Genomic DNA, 16568 nt, shown 5'->3' on the forward strand with positions numbered 1-16568 from the left:
CGGTCTCCTACTGCTCATGCCACTGCGCGACGGCCGCGGCGAGTTCGGGGCGCACACCCCAGGAGCTGACGACGTCGGCGGCCGAGGAGGTGTCCGCCGCACGGCCGAGGGGGAGGCTGGGCATCCCTTCGGTGAAGCTGCCGCGCGCCACCGCCTGGTCGTGCCGGGGCGCCTCGGCGAGGTTCAGCACCGGGGCGAGGCAGGCGTCGGTGCCGGCGGCGAGGGCGGCCCATTCGTCGCGGGCACGGGTGAGGACCGCTGCCGCGATCGCCGCCCGCAGCGCCGGCCAGCGGGCCGGGTTCTCCCGGTCCTCGCACACCTCTGGGCTGAGGCCGAGCAGGGCGGCCAGGGCCGCGAAGAACTGGGGTTCGAGGGCGCCGATTGCGACGTAGCGGCCGTCGGCGCAGCCGTACACGTCGTAGTAGGGCGCGCCGGTGTCGAGCAGGTTGCTGCCGGCCTCGTCCTGCCACTCGCCGTCGCGGCGCATGCCGTACAGCATCGAGGTGAGGTAGGTGGTGCCGTCGGTGATCGCCACGTCCAGGACCCGTCCCGTGCCGGTGCGGGCCCGTTCGAGGAGCGCGGCCAGCACCGCCGTGACGAGGTACATGCCGCCGCCGCCGAAGTCGCCGAGCAGGTTGGACGGGGGAGTGGGCGGCTGGCCCCGCCGGGCGGCCGCGTGCAGCGCCCCGGTGACGGCGATGTAGTTGATGTCGTGGCCGGCGGTGGTCGCGAGGGGACCGGTCTGGCCCCAGCCGGTCATCCGGCCGTAGACGAGCCGCGGGTTGATGTCGTGGCAGTCCTGCGGGCCGAGCCCGAGCCGTTCCGCGACGCCCGGGCGGTACCCCTCCAGCAGGACGTCCGCGGAGGCCACCAGCTCGCGCACGACCCCCAGAGTGCCGGGGTCCTTGAGGTTGACGCCGACCACGGGCCGGCCCCGTTCCAGGCCACCGCCGCCGGGCACCTGGCCGGGCCGGCGCAGCGCGAGCACGTCGGCACCCAGGTCGGCGAGCAGCATGCCGGCGAACGGCTCGGGTCCGATACCGAGCAGTTCCAGGACCCGTACACCGCGCAGCAGCGGCTCACCCATGACGCTGACCTTCCATGTCCGCGGCGGGCGGTGCGGCCGCGATGGCCGACCGGAGCGCCTGGTCGAGTTCGTCGAGGTCGTCGGGCTGGGTGAAGGCCGCCTCCAGGCGCCAGCCCGACGCGATGCCGACCCGCGGGCCGCGGATGTCGAAGACCTGGCCGGTGACGTCGCGCCCGCCCGGCCCGCAGAGCCAGGCGACGACGCGGGCCACCCAGTTCGGGTCGAGCTCCTCACGCCGCCGGTCGGTGATCTCACCCTCGTAGCGCAGCAGCGGTGCCTCGGTCAGCCGGGTGAGGGCGCTCGGGGCCACGCAGTTGACGCTCACGCCGTACGGCCGCAGCTCCTGCGCCGCCACGAGGGTGAACCCGGCGATGCCGGCCTTCGCCGCGGCGTAGTTCGACTGGCCGATGTTGCCGTACAGCCCGGAGGCCGAGGTCGTCGTGATCAGCCGCCCGTCGACCGGGTCGCCCGCCTTGGCGCGGGCCCGCCAGTGCGCGGCGGCGTGGTGGGCGATGGTGAACGTGCCCTTCAGGTGTACCGCGATGACGTCGTCCCACTCGCTCTCGGCCATCGACGCCAGCGTCCGGTCCCGCAGGATGCCCGCGTTGGCGACCACCACGTCGAGGCCGCCGAAGCGTTCGACGGCGAGCTGGACCAGGTCACCGGTCGCGGCGAAGTCGGTCACGTCGTGCCGGCTGACGGCGGCGGTGCCGCCGGCGGCCTCGATCTCGGCGACGACCGCGTCGGCGGGCCCGTCCCCGAGGTCGTTGACGATGACGGCGTGCCCGGCGGTGGCCAGCGCGATCGCGTAGGCCCGGCCGAGACCGCGGCCGCCGCCGGTGACGACGGCCGTCCGGCGGGCGCTCACCCGGCCACGATCCCGCGCGTCAGCAGGTCGGCCCAGGCCTCGTCGTCCACCCCGGCCAGCTCGCCGAGCACCGCGCGGGTGTGCTGGCCGAGGCTCGGGCCCACTGCGGCGACCTCGCCCGGCGTGCGGCTGAACTTCGGGACGATGCCGGCCATCGGGCCCGCGACGCCGCCGTTCGTCTCCGGCCGCAGCACCATCTGCCGGGCCGCGTACTGCACGTCGGCGAGCATGTCGGGCGCGGTGTAGATCTTCCCCGCCGGTACGCCGTGCTCGGCGAGGATGCCCAGCAGGTCGTCCGCGGTCCGTGAGGTGGTCCAGCCCTCGATCTCCTCGTCGAGGACGACCGAGTTGAGGCCGCGGACCTCGTGGTTGTCGAAGCGCGGGTCGTCGGCCAGCTCCGGGCGGCCCATGGCCCCGCAGAGCCGCCGGTACACCGCGTCGGCGTTGCCCGCGATCGCGATGTCGGCGCCGTCGGCGGTCTTGTACACATTGGACGGTGCCACGCCCGGCAGGACGCTGCCGGTCCGGGTGCGCAGCACACCGGCCCGCTCGTAGTCGACCATCGTCGACTCCATGAGCGCGGCGACCGCTTCGTAGATGGCGACGTCGACCTCCTGGCCGCGGCCGCTCTTCGCGCGCTCGACCAGCGCTGTGGAAGTTCCCACAACGGCGAACAGCGCCGCGAGGGAGTCGCCGAGGCTGATGCCGGTCCGGGCCGGGCGCGACCCGGCGTCGCCTGTGGTGAAGCGGATGCCGCCCATGGCCTCGCCGATGCTGCCGAAGCCGGCCTCGCGCGACCGCGGGCCGGTCTGCCCCAGGCCGGAGACGTGCACGACGATGATGCCGGGATTGATCGCGGCGAGGGCCTGGTAGCCGAGGCCCCAGGCGTCGAGGGTGCCGGGCCGGAAGTTCTCCAGGACGACGTCGCACCGCCCGGCGAGCGCCCGGGCCACCGCCTGGCCGTCCTCGTGCCGCAGGTTCAGCGCGACGGACTTCTTGTTCCGGGCGATGGCCGGCCACCAGAGGCTCTGGCCGTCCTGCACGACACCCCACCGGCGCATCGGGTCGCCCCCGCCGGGTGGCTCGATCTTGATCACCTCGGCGCCGTAGTCGGCCAGCAGCTGGCCCGCGAACGGGCCGGCGATGAAGCTGCCCAGCTCGAGGACCCGGATGCCCGACAGCGGACCCGAAGAACCGTGCTTCGTCACGATCGCTCTCCTGAATGTGCACAATCTAATGCCCGACGCCCGTAAAACTGGCCTCCTGGGCGCACTGGTCTGCACTATTGCACACAATCGGCGACTGCGGCACACTCCGAGCCATGTACGCCGCACACATCGCGCAGGCCCACCCGGACCGGTTGGCGATCATCATGGCGGGGGCCGGCACCCGGATCACCTTCGGTGAGTACGAGGCGGCGGCCAACCGGTTGGCCCATCTCTTCCGGCGCGCCGGGCTGCGCTTCGGCGACCACGTGGCGCTGCTCATGGAGAACAATCCGCGCCTGCTGGAGAGCGAGGCGGCCGCCGAACGCAGCGGCCTGTACTACACCTGCATCAACCACTACCTGTCGCCGGACGAGGCCGCCTACATCATCAACGACAGCGCCGCCCGGATCGTGGTCACGTCGGCGGCCAAGCTCGACGTCGCCCGGCAGCTCCCGCAGCGTTGCCCCGGCGTCGAGCGGTGGCTGATGGCCGACACCGACGACCCGCCGGCCCCGTTCGAGTCCTACGAGCGCGCGGTGGCCGGCCTGCCGGCGGAGCCGATCGCGGACGAGCAGCTGGGCATGGCGATGCTCTACTCGTCCGGCACCACCGGCCGCCCGAAGGGCATCTACCACCCGCTCGCGGAGGCGCATCCGTCCGAGGAGCCTCTCGGGTCGCGGATCCAGCGGGAGCGGTGGGGGCTGGACAAGTCCAGCGTGTACCTGTCGCCCGCGCCGCTGTACCACTCCGCTCCGCAGGGCAGCGTGTCCATGACGCTGCGGGCCGGCGGGACGTCGGTCATTATGGAGTCCTTCGACGCGGAGCGGTATCTCGACCTCGTCGCCGCCCATCGCGCGACCCACTCGCAGCTGGTCCCGACGATGTTCTCCCGCCTGCTGAAGCTGCCGCGGGAGCGCCGGCACGCCGCCGACGTCTCGTCGCTGCGCACGGTCATCCTCTCGTCGGCACCGTGCCCGCCGCAGGTGAAGCGCCAGATGATCGACTGGTGGGGCCCGATCATCCTGGAGTTCTACGCGGCGAGCGAGGGGATCGGCTACACGTTCTGCACCTCGCCGGAGTGGCTCGCGCACCCGGGCACCGTCGGGCGGGCCGCCATGGGCGAACTGCTCATCCGGGCTGAGGACGGGAGCATCTGCCCGCCGGGCGTGACCGGCACCGTGTGGTTCCGCGGCCCGGCCGGCTTCCAGTACTTCAACGACCCGGGCAGGACGGCCGCGACCCGCGACGCCGAGCTCGGCGCCAGCTCGGTGGGCGACATCGGCTACCTGGACGAGGAAGGCTACCTGTACCTCACCGACCGCGAGAGCTTCATGATCATCTCGGGTGGGGTCAACATCTACCCGCAGGAGACGGAGAACCTCCTCGTCACCCACGACAAGGTGGACGACGCGGCGGTGATCGGCGTCCCCGACGAGGACTTCGGGGAGGCGGTCAAGGCTGTGGTGCAGCTCGCGCCCGGCGTGGACCCGGGTCCGGAGACGGAGGCGGAGCTGATCGCCTTCTGCCGGGAGTCGATCGCGCACTACAAGTGCCCCCGCTCCGTCGACTTCGTCACCGAGCTGCCCCGCCTGCCCACCGGCAAGCTCTACAAGCGCAAGCTCAAGGACCAGTACTGGGCCGGACGGGAGACGCTGATCCAGTGAGCGAGGACCGATGGAGCGCGGAGGCGCTCCGGCGACACGTCGCCGACTTCATCCGCGACACCGACGGCACCGACCGCACCACGGCGCTGGGCGCCCAGTTCGACGCCGGCCTGGCCTGGGTCCACCGGCCCGCCGGCGCCGGGGGGCTGGGGATCGGCCCGGACCGCCAGGCCGAGGTGGACGCCGTGCTGTCGGCGGCCGGCCGGCTGGAGTCCTGGGAGCGCAACCCCATGGGCATCGGCATGGTCGCCCCGGCGCTGATGGCCCACGGCACGCCCGCCCAGCAGGCGCTGCTGCGGCCCATCTTCACGGCCGAGCACCTTTGGTGCCAGCTGTTCTCCGAGCCCGGCGCCGGGTCGGACATCGCCGGGCTGGCCACCCGGGCCGTGCGCGACGGCCCTGACGGCGCCGGGTGGGTCGTCGACGGGCAGAAGACGTGGACGTCGCTGGCCCACACCGCACGCTTCGGGCTGGCGCTGACCCGCACCGATCCCGACGCCCCGAAGCACGCCGGGCTGACCGCGTTCCTCATCGACATGCGCGCCCCGGGCGTGCAGGTGCGGCCGCTGCGGGACCTGACCGGGGGCACGCACTTCAACGAGGTCTTCCTGGACGGGGTCCGGCTCGGCGACGACGCGCGGCTCGGCGGCGTCGGCGAGGGGTGGAAGGTCGCCACCACGATGCTCGCGAGCGAGCGGGCCGCGATCGGCGCGTCCGTCGGTGAGCGCGGGTCGGGTGCCATCGCCCTGGCCGTCGACACCTGGCGCCGGACCGGCACCGACCCGCGCCGGCGGGCCGAGCTGACCCGGCTCTGGGTCGACGCCGAGGTGCTGCGCGTGGCCGCCCTGCGCGACCAGGAGTCCCGGGCCGAAGGCGGACCCGGCCCGGCCGCGTCCGGCCTCAAGCTGCGCCGGGCCCTGCTGGAGCAGCGCATCGCCCGCTTCGCGCTGGAGCTGCTCGGCCCCGCGGGGCTGGTCTACGACGCCGACGCGGTGCGCTCGGACGGCCCGGCGCCGCACGACCCGGTGTGGACGTGGCTGCAGTCGCAGGCCTACACGATCGCCGGCGGCACCTCGGACGTCATGCGCACGATCATCGGGGAGCGGTTGCTGGGGCTGCCCAAGGAGCCCGGCCTGCCCCGCGACACCGCCTGGTCACAGATCCCGCGGTGACCTTCCCGACGGTTGACCGGGCCGCCGCGACGATGCAAAACTGAAACTGACGTTAGTATCAACAATTCGCTCGATCTCCACCGGAGGTGGCACCCGTGTCCACTACGGCCCAGGCTCGGCCCAGCCGAGACTTCGCCCAGCAACGCCACGACGTCCGGCGGTTCGTCGACGACGAGCTCATCCCGCGGGAACCGATCCTGGACCGCAACGACGACAGCAGCACCGCGGCGATGGCCGAGCTGAAGAGCCTGGCCAAGGAGCGCGGTGTCTGGGCACTCGGGCACCCGGCCGCGATCGGCGGCGGCGGTATCCCGTTCATGGAATACGTCATGATCAACGAGATCGTCGGCCGTTCCTACTGGGGCACGGAGGCCCTCGGCACGCTGTCCTTCCAGGACTGCCTGATGCTGCTGGAGTTCGGCACCGAGGCCCAGAAGGAGAAGTGGATCCCGCTGCTGTTCGAGGGCGTGACCGGGCCGACGATCGGCATGACCGAGCCGGAGGTGGCCGGCTCGGACCCGACGCTGATCCAGAGCACCGCGGTGCTCGACGGCGACGAATGGGTGATCAACGGCCACAAGTGGTTCACCTCCGGGGCCAACAAGGCGATGTACACCACCGTCTTCGTCAAGACGGACCCGGACGCGCCGAAGCACCAGCAGTTCTCGATGATCCTCGTGCCCACGGACACGCCCGGCTACAACATCGAGCGGGTCGTGCGGACCATGGGCCACTACGGCGGCAATCACTGCGAGGTCCGCTACGACAACGTGCGGGTGCCTGCCGCGAACCTGCTCGGCCCGCGCGGCGGCGGCTTCGCGGTGGCTCAGGCGCGGCTCGGGCCGGGCCGGATCACCCACAGCATGCGCTGGCTCGGGCAGGCCCAGCGCGCCTTCGAGCTGATGTGCGAGCGGGCGTCGACCCGCTACGCGCACGGCTCGCTGCTGTCGGAGAAGGGTGAGATCCAGCGGTACATCGCCGAGTCGGCCGCCCACATCCAGGCGGCCCGGCTGATGACCCTGGACGCGGCGCGGAAGATCGACGACGGCCAGGACGCCCGGGTCGAGATCTCGCTGATCAAGTTCTTCGGCGCGCAGATGCTGCACGACGTCGTCGACCGCGCGCTGCAGGTGTACGGCGCGATGGGCGTCACCGAGGACGCCCCGCTGGAGCGCATGTACCGCGACGCCCGCTACGCCCGCATCTACGACGGCCCGGACGAGGTGCACCGGATGGTGGTCGCCAAGCGGCTGTTGCGCCGGTACCGCGACCAGGCGCCGTGGTCGGACGTCGTGCGCTGATCGCGGTCCTTGCCGAACCTCAGCCCGACCCGTTAGCTTATTCCTGATACTGACATCACTTTTAGGAAGTGTCATGACGACGAGCGAGCACACAACCAGCCCGGCGGACATCTCGCTCGCGCTGGCCGAGCGCCTGGCCGTGGCGATCGACGCCAACGACCTCGACGCCCTGCGCGACGAGATCTACACGCCCGACGTGGTGGTCTGGCACAACGACGACCAGCACGAGCAGCGCGTCGAGCAGAACCTCAAGGTGCTCAACTGGCTGCACCGCAAGGTCGCCAACAAGCGCTACGAGGAGGTGGTGCGCCACGCGACGCCGACCGGCTACGTGGAGCAGCACGTGCTGCGGGGCACCGCGCCCAACGGCACCGAGCTCGAGATCCCCGCGTGCCTGGTGGTGACGGTGACCGGCGGGCGGATCTCCCGCATCGACGAGTACCTCGACAGCCAGGCCGCCGCCGCGCTGCGGTCGTGAGCCGGCCGTGAGCCAGCTCAACGCCGCCGAACGCGAGCAGTGGCGCTCCTCGGTGGCGGCCGTGGTCGCCCGCTGCACCCCGAGCGGGAACTGGGACACGCTGTTCGACCTCGGTGTCGCCGAGACCGGGCTCGAGGACCTGGCGGTGGCGATCGAGGAGTGCGGCGCCGTGCCGGCCGCCACGCCGTTGCTGGGCCACATGTTCGGCCTGCGCGCGCTGCATTGCGCACCGGCGTCCCCGCAACGGGACCGGCTCCTGGCGGACGCGGTCAGCGGCCGGCACCGGGTCGCGCTCGTGCTGCCCGACGGCGGGTGCGGCTACGTGCTGGAGGGCGGCGCGGCAGACACGTTCGTGATCGCGACGGGCCCGGACCTGTTCGCGGTGCCGGCCGACGCCCCCGGCGTCGTGCGGCGCCCGCTGCCCACGCTCGACCCGTCACGCGTCCTGTGGCACGTCGAGCACGACCAGGCGGCGGCCACGCCGCTCGGCCGGGACGGCGACTGGCAGGCCGAGCGGCTGCGGTCCGAACTCGCCGCGCTGGTCGCGGCCGACTCCGTCGGCGGGGCCCGGGCCGCGCTGCGCGGCGCCGTCGAGTACGCCCGGCAGCGCATGCAGTTCGGCCGCCCCATCGGCTCGTTCCAGGCGGTCAAGCACCGCCTGGCCGACGTGTCGAGCCAGCTCGACGGAGCGGTGGCGGCGGTCGAATACGCGGTGCGCCGGCTGGATGCCGGCGCGCCGGACTCGGCGCTGGCCGCCGCGGTCGCGAAGCTCGCCGCCACCGACGCCTATCTGGCGGCGGCCGAGGGCGCGATCCAGACCTACGGCGGCATCGGCTTCACGTGGGAGCACCCCGCGCACATCCATCTCAAGCGGGCCCACACCAACGGTCAGCTCGCCGGCGGTGCGGCGCAGCACCTGGACCTGGTGGCCGACCGGGCCGGGATCGGCTCAATCAACTGAACCCTGGAGGCGCATCATGGCCGAGCGAGAATTCGAGATCAACGGCATCAACCACCTCGCGCTGGTGTGCAGCGACATGCGCCGCACGGTGGACTTCTACACCAACGTGCTCGGCCTGCCGTTGATCAAGACGGTCGAGCTGCCGAGCGGGATGGGGCAGCACTTCTTCTTCGACTGCGGCGGCGGCAACGCCCTGGCCTTCTTCTGGTTCCCCGGTGCGCCGGACAAGGTCCCCGGCGTGACCCATCCCGGCGCGCTGCCCGGGGTCGGCGACATCGCCAGCGCCGTCGCGTCGATGAACCATGTCGCCCTGCAGATCCCGGTCGACAAGTTCGACGAGTACCGCGAGCGGCTCAAGGCCAAGGGCGTGGAGGTCGGGCACGTCGTGTTCCATGACGACAGCCCGTCCACGATCGCGCGGCGCATGCACGACGGCGTCTACGTCGGCTCGCTGTACTTCTTCGACCCGGACGGCATCCTGCTGGAGTTCGCCGCCTGGACGCGGGAGCTGACCCCCGAGGACGTCCGCCACGAGCCGGCCGCGCCCGTGGCGGAGACCGTTGCGAACGCCTGAATCTGCTGTTCCCTTTTTCTGAAACTGATGTCAGTATCAGGCCCACACCCCAACCTTTCCTGGCCTTGATGGAGGCATTCATGAGGACGCTGCGGACCCGCCTCGCTGCGGCGATGCTTGTTCTGCCGCTCGCGTTAACCGCCTGCAGCAACGACAAGACCAAGTCACCCACCGCCGCCCCGGGCGGTGGCTCGACGGCCGGCAATCCGGTGAAGGTCATGCTCATCTACGACGAGACCGGTTCGGGCGCCGCCCCCGAGCTCGTCGACGGCGCGAACGCCGGCCTGGCCCAGGTGAACGCGAACGGCGGCGTCAACGGACGGCCGATCGAGATGACCGTCTGCAAGACCGGCAACGACCCGAACACCGCCGACAACTGCGCCCGCCAGGCCCAGAGCCTCGGGGTGGCCGCCGTCGTCGGCGAGCTCACCCTGCAGAAGGGCCACGAGAAGATCCTCCGCGAGGCGAAGATCCCGATCATCGGTGCCGTCACCTCCGGCACCGACCTGACGGAGATCGCGCAGTTCCCCCTCGACGGCAGCACCCCGATCCAGACCGCGTCACTGGCCAACGCGCTCGCCGCGCAGGGCTTCAAGAAGATCAGCATGGCCCGCATCCAGATCGACGGCGGCGGCGCGTTCAGCGGCTTCGCCAACCAGGGCCTCACGTCCGCCGGCCAGAAGATCCTCAACGACGTGCCCGTGCCGACCGGCGCCGCCGACATGGCGCCCTACGTCCAGGCCGTCCTCGCGGGCGGCACCGACGCCATCCTGACCGTGCTGCCCGGCACCGACTCGACCGCCTTCATCAAGCAGCTCAAGAAGGACGCGCCGAACATCGCGATCGGCATCATCGGCACCCAGAAGGAAAAGGTCGCCGACGCGCTCGGCGCGGCCTCCGACGGTCTCTACGAGGCGCTGGGCTACCTGCCGCCGTCGTACGAGAACACGGCCACCAAGAACTACGTCGCGGCCATGTCGAAGCAGGGGATCAGCGAGACGCGCGGCTTCCGCCTCAACGCCTACGCCGCCGTCCTCGCCTTCGCCGAAGCGGCCAAGAAGGTGCCCGACCCGACCAACACCGCCCTGTGGGACGCGCTGCCGACGATGAGCGGCATCGACATCGGCCTCACCCCGCCGATCCAGTGGCAGAAGGGCAACGTCGGCGGATACCCGCGGATCTTCACCTCCTGCGCGTTCATCGTGAAGTACGGCGGCGGCAAGGAACTCCCGGTGTACGACACCTTCCGCGACGCCTACACCGGCCAGAACTGCACCACTCCGCCGAAGAGCTGAGGATCGGGCCTCCACATGCTGACTGACGTGATCAGGTTCGCCGTACTCGGAGTCGGGGCCGGCGCGATCTATGGCCTGTCCGCCCTCGGAATCGTGCTGATCTACCGCGGCTCCGGAATCCTGAACTTCAGCCAGGGCGCGGTCGGCATGGTGGGCGCCTATGTCTTCTACCTGCAACGCGAGGCCGGCATGGCCACGCCGGTGGCGGCACTGCTCGCCATCGGCGTGGGCCTGGCCATCGGCGCGCTGATCCATCAGCTCGTCATGCGACCACTCCGGGACGCGCCACCGGTGTCCCGGCTCATCGCGACACTGGGCGTCTTCGCGTTCCTCTTCGGCCTCGGCCAGTACCTGTTCGGCGTGGGCAAAGCCAGGATCGTCACCTCGATCCTGCCGGACGGATCCACGACCGTGCTGCCGGGCATCCGGATCGGGACCGACCGGCTCGCCATCCTCGGCGTCGGCGTGGTCCTGGCCGTCGTGCTCACGCTCGTGTACCGCTCCACCCGCTTCGGCCTCGCCACCTCGGCCGTGGCCGAGAACGGCCGGGCCAGCTCGGCGCTGGGCATCTCCCCGGACACCATCGCGACCGTCAACTGGATGGTGGGCTGCGCCCTCAGCGTGGTGTCGGCCGTGCTCATCGTCAGCATCGGCACGCTGCAGGTGGAGAACCTCGCCATGCTCATCGTGCCGGCCCTCGCCGCCGCCCTGCTCGGCGGCTTCAAGTCCTTCCCGCTGACGATGGCCGGCGGGCTGCTCATCGGCATGCTCGAGTCCGAGGTCGCCTGGATCGGCACCCGCCAGCACGCCGACGGCTGGGGCCAGGCGGTGCCGTTCATCGTCATCATCCTCGTCCTCGTCATCTCCGGCCGTTCCCTGCCGCTGCGGGGCGAGGCGATCCAGCGCCCGCCCCAGCTCGGCACCGGCATCGTGCGCCCACCGGTGCTGATCGGCGCCGGGCTCGTCGCGCTCGGACTGCTGTACTTCGTGTTCCCGCCCGCACTGCTCGGTGCCACCGAGATCACCCTGGCGCTCGGCCTCGTCGTGCTGTCCCTCGTCGTCGTCACCGGCTACACGGGACAGCTGTCGCTGGCGCAGATGGCGCTCGCCGGCATGGGCGCCTGGATCGCCGCCCGCCTGGTCGCCGACCACGGCGTCCCGTTCTGGGCCGCGCTGCTCATCGGCGTCGTGGGCGCGGTCCCGGTCGGCATCATCGTCGGCCTGCCGGCGCTGCGGACCCGGGGCATGAACCTGGCCGTGGTGACGCTGTGCCTGGCCGTGGTGCTGGAGCACCAGATCTTCTCCTCGACCGAGCGCACCGGCGGGTTCACGGGCATCAACGTGGGCTCGCCGAAGATCTTCGGCATCGACATGGACACGTACTTCTGGCCCAGCCGCTACGCGATCTTCTGCCTGGTGATGTTCATCCTGGCCGCCCTGATGGTCGCGAACCTCCGGCGCGGCCGGGCCGGCCGCCGCCTGGTGGCCGTCCGGTCGAACGAGCGCGCCGCGGCCAGCATCGGCATCAGCGTCGCCCGCGCCAAGATCTTCGCCTTCGGCATCTCGGCCGCCCTGGCCGCGGCCGGCGGCGTCCTGCTGTCCTTCCGCCAGCCCAACGTGACGTTCGTGCCGACGTACACCGCCTTCCAGTCCATCTTCGCGGTCGTGTTCTCCATCATCGGCGGCATCGGCTACCTCGTCGGTGCCGTCATCGGCGCCCTGTACGCCCCGGCCGGACTGCTCTCCGGGGTGATCTCGCAGCTCTTCCCCGGCACCGCGTTCGCGCAGTTCATCTCGCGCAACGAGGTCGGGCAGATGATCCTCGGCCTGACCCTGCTCATGGTGCTGCCGCAGCTGCCCAACGGCCTGGCCACGCAGCGGCTACCCGGGTGGATGGTGCCCAAGTGGGTCCGCGCCCGCGGCGGCCGCCGGGTCCGCCGCCGGGACGTCGCCGAACTGGGCGGGGAGACCACGTTCAGCGTCGTCGAACGGCCGGTGGACGTCAGCGGCCTGACGGTGCGCTTCGGCGGCGTGACCGCGCTCGACGACGTGGCGCTCAAACTCGTGCCGGGCCAGGTCCACGGGCTCATCGGGCCCAACGGTGCGGGCAAGACGACCCTGATCGACGCGTTGACCGGGTTCGTGGACGGCCCGGGCGCCACGATGACCCTCGACGGCCAGGACATCAGCCGCTGGCCGGCCCAGCGCCGGGCCGCGGCCGGCATCAGCCGCTCCTTCCAGAGCCTCGAGCTGTTCGAGACGATGACCGTCCGGGAGAACCTGCTCGCCGCGTGCGACCGGCAGGACTGGCCCGCGTTCGTGTCCAACCTCGTCGTCCCCGGCCGGGAGCGGTACTCGCCGGCCGCGCTCGCCGCCATCCGCGAGTTCCACCTGGAGGACGACCTCGAACGCAAGCCCGACGAGCTGCCGTACGGCCGCCGCCGGCTGCTGGCCATCGCCCGGTCCGTCGCCACCGGCGCCTCGGTCCTGCTGCTCGACGAACCGGCCGCCGGCCTGGACGACACCGAGACCGCCGAGCTCGGCCACCTCATCCGCCGGCTCGCGACCGAGCTGCGGATGGCGGTACTGCTGGTCGAGCACAACGTGTCCGTCGTGCTGGACGTCAGCGACCAGGTGTCGGTCCTCAACTTCGGCAAGGTGATCGCGTCCGGGACACCCGCGGAGATCCGCTCCGACCCGGCCGTCATCACCGCCTACCTCGGCACCCAGGACACGGCCGGCGATGCCGTGCGGCCCGGCCCCGCCGAGGTGACCGAGCGCGCACCGGCCCCCGCGGCCAAGGCGCCCGCGGACGGCGAGCCCCTCATCGAGGCCCGCGGCCTCAGCGCCGGGTACGGCGACCTCGCCGCGCTGCGGGACCTCGACCTGGTCGTGCGGCCCGGTGAGATCGTGGCCCTGCTGGGACCCAACGGCGCGGGCAAGACCACCACGCTGCTGACCCTGGCGGGGGAGCTGAAACCCCTCGCCGGGACCGTGCACTGGCGCGGCCGACCGGCGTCGGCCCGGCTGCACCGGCGGGCCCGCGAAGGCATGGCCTTCGTCCCCGAGGAACGCTCGGTGTTCATGCAGCTGAGCACCGCGGAGAACCTGCGGCTCGGCCGGGGTGCGCGCTCGCTCGCGCTGGAGACGTTCCCCGAGCTGACCCCGCTGCTGGACCGCCGGGCCGGCCTGCTGTCCGGCGGCGAGCAGCAGATCCTGACCCTGGCCCGGGCCCTGGCCGGGCGGCCCGCCCTGCTGCTCGCCGACGAGCTCTCGCTCGGCCTGGCGCCCCTGGTCGTCGACCGGCTGCTGCGGGCCATCCGGCGGGCCGCCGACGAAGGGCTCGGCGTCCTGCTCGTCGAGCAGCAGGCGGCCCGGGCCCTGGAGGTCGCCGACCGGGCCTACGTCCTGCGGCGCGGCCGGGTGATCACCGCCGGGACCTCGTCCGAGCTGGCCAGGGACTGGTCGAACCTGGAGCGGTCCTACCTGAGCGAGGTCGCGAGTGGATGAGTCCCCGGCCCGGGCACCGGACCCGGCCCGCGTCCTGCCGGGCCTCATCCGCCGGCGGGCCACCGAACTGCCGGACCGGGACTTCCTCATCGACGCCGAGCGGGGCCCGGTCACCTACGGCGCGTTCCAGCGGCGGGTCGAGCAGTTCGCCACGCTCCTGCGCGAGCAGGGCGTCGGCCCGGCCGACCGGGTCGCCGTCCTGCTGCCCACGTGCGTCGACGAGCAGGCGCTGTGGATCGCGTGCGGCTGGCTGCGCGCGGTCCAGGTGCCGATCAACCCCGCCTACCGCGGCGAGATGCTCCGGCACGTGCTGCACGACTCCGGGCCCCGGCTGATCGTCACGGTCGCGGCCCGCGCCGAGGAGCTGCGGCACGCCGCGGACGCCGGCGCCGCCCTCGTCGTCCTGGAGATCGGGCAGCCGCTGCCGGACGACCCCGCGGCGCTGGCCGGGCTGGACGACCCGAAACCGTGGGACACCGCCGCCGTCATCTACACCTCCGGCACCACCGGGCCGTCCAAGGGCGTGCTCACGCCGTGGGGGCAGCTCACCACCGGCATCGAGGCGTTCGACGACATCGGCCCCGGCGACCGGCTCTACGCGCCGTTCGCCGCGTTCCACCTCGGCGGCAAGGTACCGCTGCAGATCGTCGCGCACTGGGGCGGCTCGTTCGTCTTCCGCGACGGCTTCAAGACCGACCGTTTCTGGCCGGACGTCCGTACGCACGCCTGCAACCGGGCCTGGGCCTTCTACGCGATGGCGAACTTCCTCTGGCAGCAGCCGCCGCGCCCCGACGACCGCGACAACCCGGTCGAGAGCATCACCGGTGGTCCGCTGCTGCCCGACCACGCCGCGTTCGGGCAGCGGTTCGGGCTGCGGATGCGGACCAACTACGGGATGACCGAGGCCGGCTGGCCGATCGCGACCGGCGACCACGTCGTCGACCACCGCAGCTGCGGCCGCGCCCGGGACGGCTACGAGCTGCGCATCGTCGACGACTTCGACACCGAGGTCCCGGACGGCCACATCGGCGAGCTGATCGTCCGCGCCGACCGGCCGTGGACGATGAACATGGGCTACCTCGGGCGGCCGGCCGACACCGCCCGGGCGTGGCGCAACGGCTGGTACCACACCGGCGACGCCTTCCGCCGGGACGAGACGGGCAACTACTACCTCGTCGACCGGGTCAAGGACGCGGTCCGGCGCCGGTCGGAGAACATCTCCTCGTTCGAGGTCGAGTCGATGGTCACCGCCCACCCGGACGTCCTGGAGTGCGCCGCGATCGGCGTGCCCTCCGACGACGGGGAGGAAGAGATCAAGATCTGCGTCGTCGCCATGCCGGAAGTGAAGCTCGAAGCCCCCGCCCTCGCCGAGTTCCTCGCGGCCACCATGCCCAGGTTCATGGTTCCCCGCTACATCGAATTCCTCGACGAGCTGCCGAAGACCCCGACCAGCAAGGTGCGCAAGGTGGAACTCAAACGCGACCCGTTCACCGCCGGCACCTGGGACCGGGTGACCGGCCGATGACCGCCCCGACCGTCGACGCGATGCTCGCCGAGGTACTGGACGGGCCGGTGACCGGACTGGAGCGGCTGACCGGCGGCTCCTCCCGGGAGGTCTGGGCGTTCAAGGCCGCGGACCGCAAACTCATCCTGCTGACCGATCCCCCCGGGGAGCGACGCGGCGGCGGCGCCGCGTTCGAGGCCGGCGTCATCCGCGCCGCCCGCACCGCCGGCGTCGCCGCGCCCGAGGTGATCGCCGTGGTGCCCGGCGGGCTAGTCCTGGAGCGGCTCGCCGGCGAGACCGTGCCCCGCCGGATCCTCGACGGGCTGACGACCGGCCCGGCCGGGCCGCGGCTGGCCCGCCAGTGCGGCGACGCACTCGGCCGGCTGCACACCGTCGATCCCGGCGCGGTGCCGGACCTGCCGGACGAGGACCGGCTCGTGGAGTACCGCAGCACGCTCGACCGGCTCGACCCCGACCGGCCGGTGCTCGAACTCGCCTACGCGTGGCTGCGGGAACGGCAGCCGGCACAGCGCCGCACCGCCCTGACCCACGGCGACTTCCGGCTCGGCAACTTCGTGGTCGGCGCCGACGGCCTCGTCGGGGTCCTGGACTGGGAGTCGGCCCACCGCGGCGACCCCCTGGAGGACCTGGGGTGGATCGCGGTGCGCAGCTGGCGCTTCCGCGGGCCGGGCACGATCGGCGGCTTCGGTGGCGTGCCGGACTTCCTGGACGCGTACCGGGCCGCGGCCGGCGTGGACGTGTCCGACGCCGACTTCGCGTGGGCGGTCGTGCTGGGCACCTGGATCTGGGCCGTCGGCTGCCTGCAGCAGGCCGACCGGCACCTGTCCGGCACCACCCGCTCGATCGACCTGGCGCTGGTCGGCCGGCGGGTGGTCGAGGTGGAGCACGACCTGCTGGGACTGCTGCGGTGACGACGGGAGAACAG

General features: G+C 72.3%; 13 protein-coding genes. 10 read left to right on the plus strand and 3 right to left on the minus strand.

The window, feature by feature from the left end:
- Positions 1-7 precede the first annotated feature (7 nt).
- Genes ACZ6TV_RS13285 through ACZ6TV_RS13295 form a run of 3 tightly spaced genes read right to left on the minus strand, consistent with a single transcriptional unit; the run spans position 8 to position 3163 of the window.
- Entirely contained in the window at positions 8-1087 is a 1080-nt protein-coding gene (locus tag ACZ6TV_RS13285) for a CaiB/BaiF CoA transferase family protein (RefSeq protein ID WP_465297393.1), read from the minus strand.
- Entirely contained in the window at positions 1080-1955 is an 876-nt protein-coding gene (locus ACZ6TV_RS13290) for an SDR family NAD(P)-dependent oxidoreductase (RefSeq protein WP_465297394.1), read from the minus strand. Before ACZ6TV_RS13290 ends, ACZ6TV_RS13285 begins: the two co-directional genes overlap by 8 nt.
- Positions 1952-3163: a CaiB/BaiF CoA transferase family protein gene (locus ACZ6TV_RS13295; protein ID WP_465297395.1), complete on the minus strand. Its 1212-nt coding sequence runs from the start codon at positions 3161-3163 to the stop codon at positions 1952-1954. Before ACZ6TV_RS13295 ends, ACZ6TV_RS13290 begins: the two co-directional genes overlap by 4 nt.
- A 113-nt stretch (positions 3164-3276) precedes the next feature.
- Between ACZ6TV_RS13295 and ACZ6TV_RS13300 the strand changes: the two genes are divergently transcribed.
- From ACZ6TV_RS13300 to ACZ6TV_RS13345, 10 genes are all read left to right on the plus strand, one after another.
- A complete protein-coding gene (locus tag ACZ6TV_RS13300) occupies positions 3277-4827 on the plus strand; it encodes an AMP-binding protein (protein WP_465297396.1) in 1551 nt (516 codons plus the stop codon).
- A complete protein-coding gene (locus tag ACZ6TV_RS13305; protein WP_465297397.1) occupies positions 4824-5999 on the plus strand; it encodes an acyl-CoA dehydrogenase family protein in 1176 nt (391 codons plus the stop codon). The genes ACZ6TV_RS13300 and ACZ6TV_RS13305 overlap by 4 nt, the downstream gene beginning before the upstream one ends.
- 95 nt (positions 6000-6094) lie before the next feature.
- Entirely contained in the window at positions 6095-7300 is a 1206-nt protein-coding gene (locus tag ACZ6TV_RS13310; protein ID WP_465297398.1) for an acyl-CoA dehydrogenase family protein, read from the plus strand.
- 73 nt (positions 7301-7373) lie between these two features.
- Positions 7374-7778 (plus strand): nuclear transport factor 2 family protein, encoded by a 405-nt coding sequence (locus ACZ6TV_RS13315; RefSeq protein WP_465297399.1) that lies wholly within the window; start codon positions 7374-7376, stop codon positions 7776-7778.
- A 7-nt stretch (positions 7779-7785) separates the two neighbouring features.
- On the plus strand, positions 7786-8739 hold the full coding sequence (locus ACZ6TV_RS13320; RefSeq protein ID WP_465297400.1) for an acyl-CoA dehydrogenase family protein: 954 nt from the start codon (positions 7786-7788) through the stop codon (positions 8737-8739).
- Between the two features lie 16 nt (positions 8740-8755).
- Positions 8756-9313, plus strand: coding sequence for a VOC family protein (locus ACZ6TV_RS13325; protein ID WP_465297401.1), 558 nt, complete (start codon positions 8756-8758; stop codon positions 9311-9313).
- Between the two features lie 80 nt (positions 9314-9393).
- Positions 9394-10608 carry an ABC transporter substrate-binding protein gene (locus ACZ6TV_RS13330; RefSeq protein ID WP_465297402.1) on the plus strand — a complete coding sequence of 405 codons (1215 nt, stop codon included), beginning with the start codon at positions 9394-9396 and terminating at the stop codon, positions 10606-10608.
- A 15-nt stretch (positions 10609-10623) separates the two neighbouring features.
- Complete coding sequence (locus ACZ6TV_RS13335; protein WP_465297403.1) at positions 10624-14118, plus strand: ABC transporter permease subunit; 3495 nt, start codon at positions 10624-10626, stop codon at positions 14116-14118.
- Positions 14111-15643: an AMP-binding protein gene (locus tag ACZ6TV_RS13340; protein ID WP_465297404.1), complete on the plus strand. Its 1533-nt coding sequence runs from the start codon at positions 14111-14113 to the stop codon at positions 15641-15643. The genes ACZ6TV_RS13335 and ACZ6TV_RS13340 overlap by 8 nt, the downstream gene beginning before the upstream one ends.
- Positions 15640-16554 carry a phosphotransferase family protein gene (locus ACZ6TV_RS13345; protein WP_465297405.1) on the plus strand — a complete coding sequence of 305 codons (915 nt, stop codon included), beginning with the start codon at positions 15640-15642 and terminating at the stop codon, positions 16552-16554. The genes ACZ6TV_RS13340 and ACZ6TV_RS13345 overlap by 4 nt, the downstream gene beginning before the upstream one ends.
- Positions 16555-16568 lie beyond the last annotated feature (14 nt).

The sequence above is a fragment of the Dactylosporangium sp. NPDC051087 genome (genome assembly GCF_055586325.1).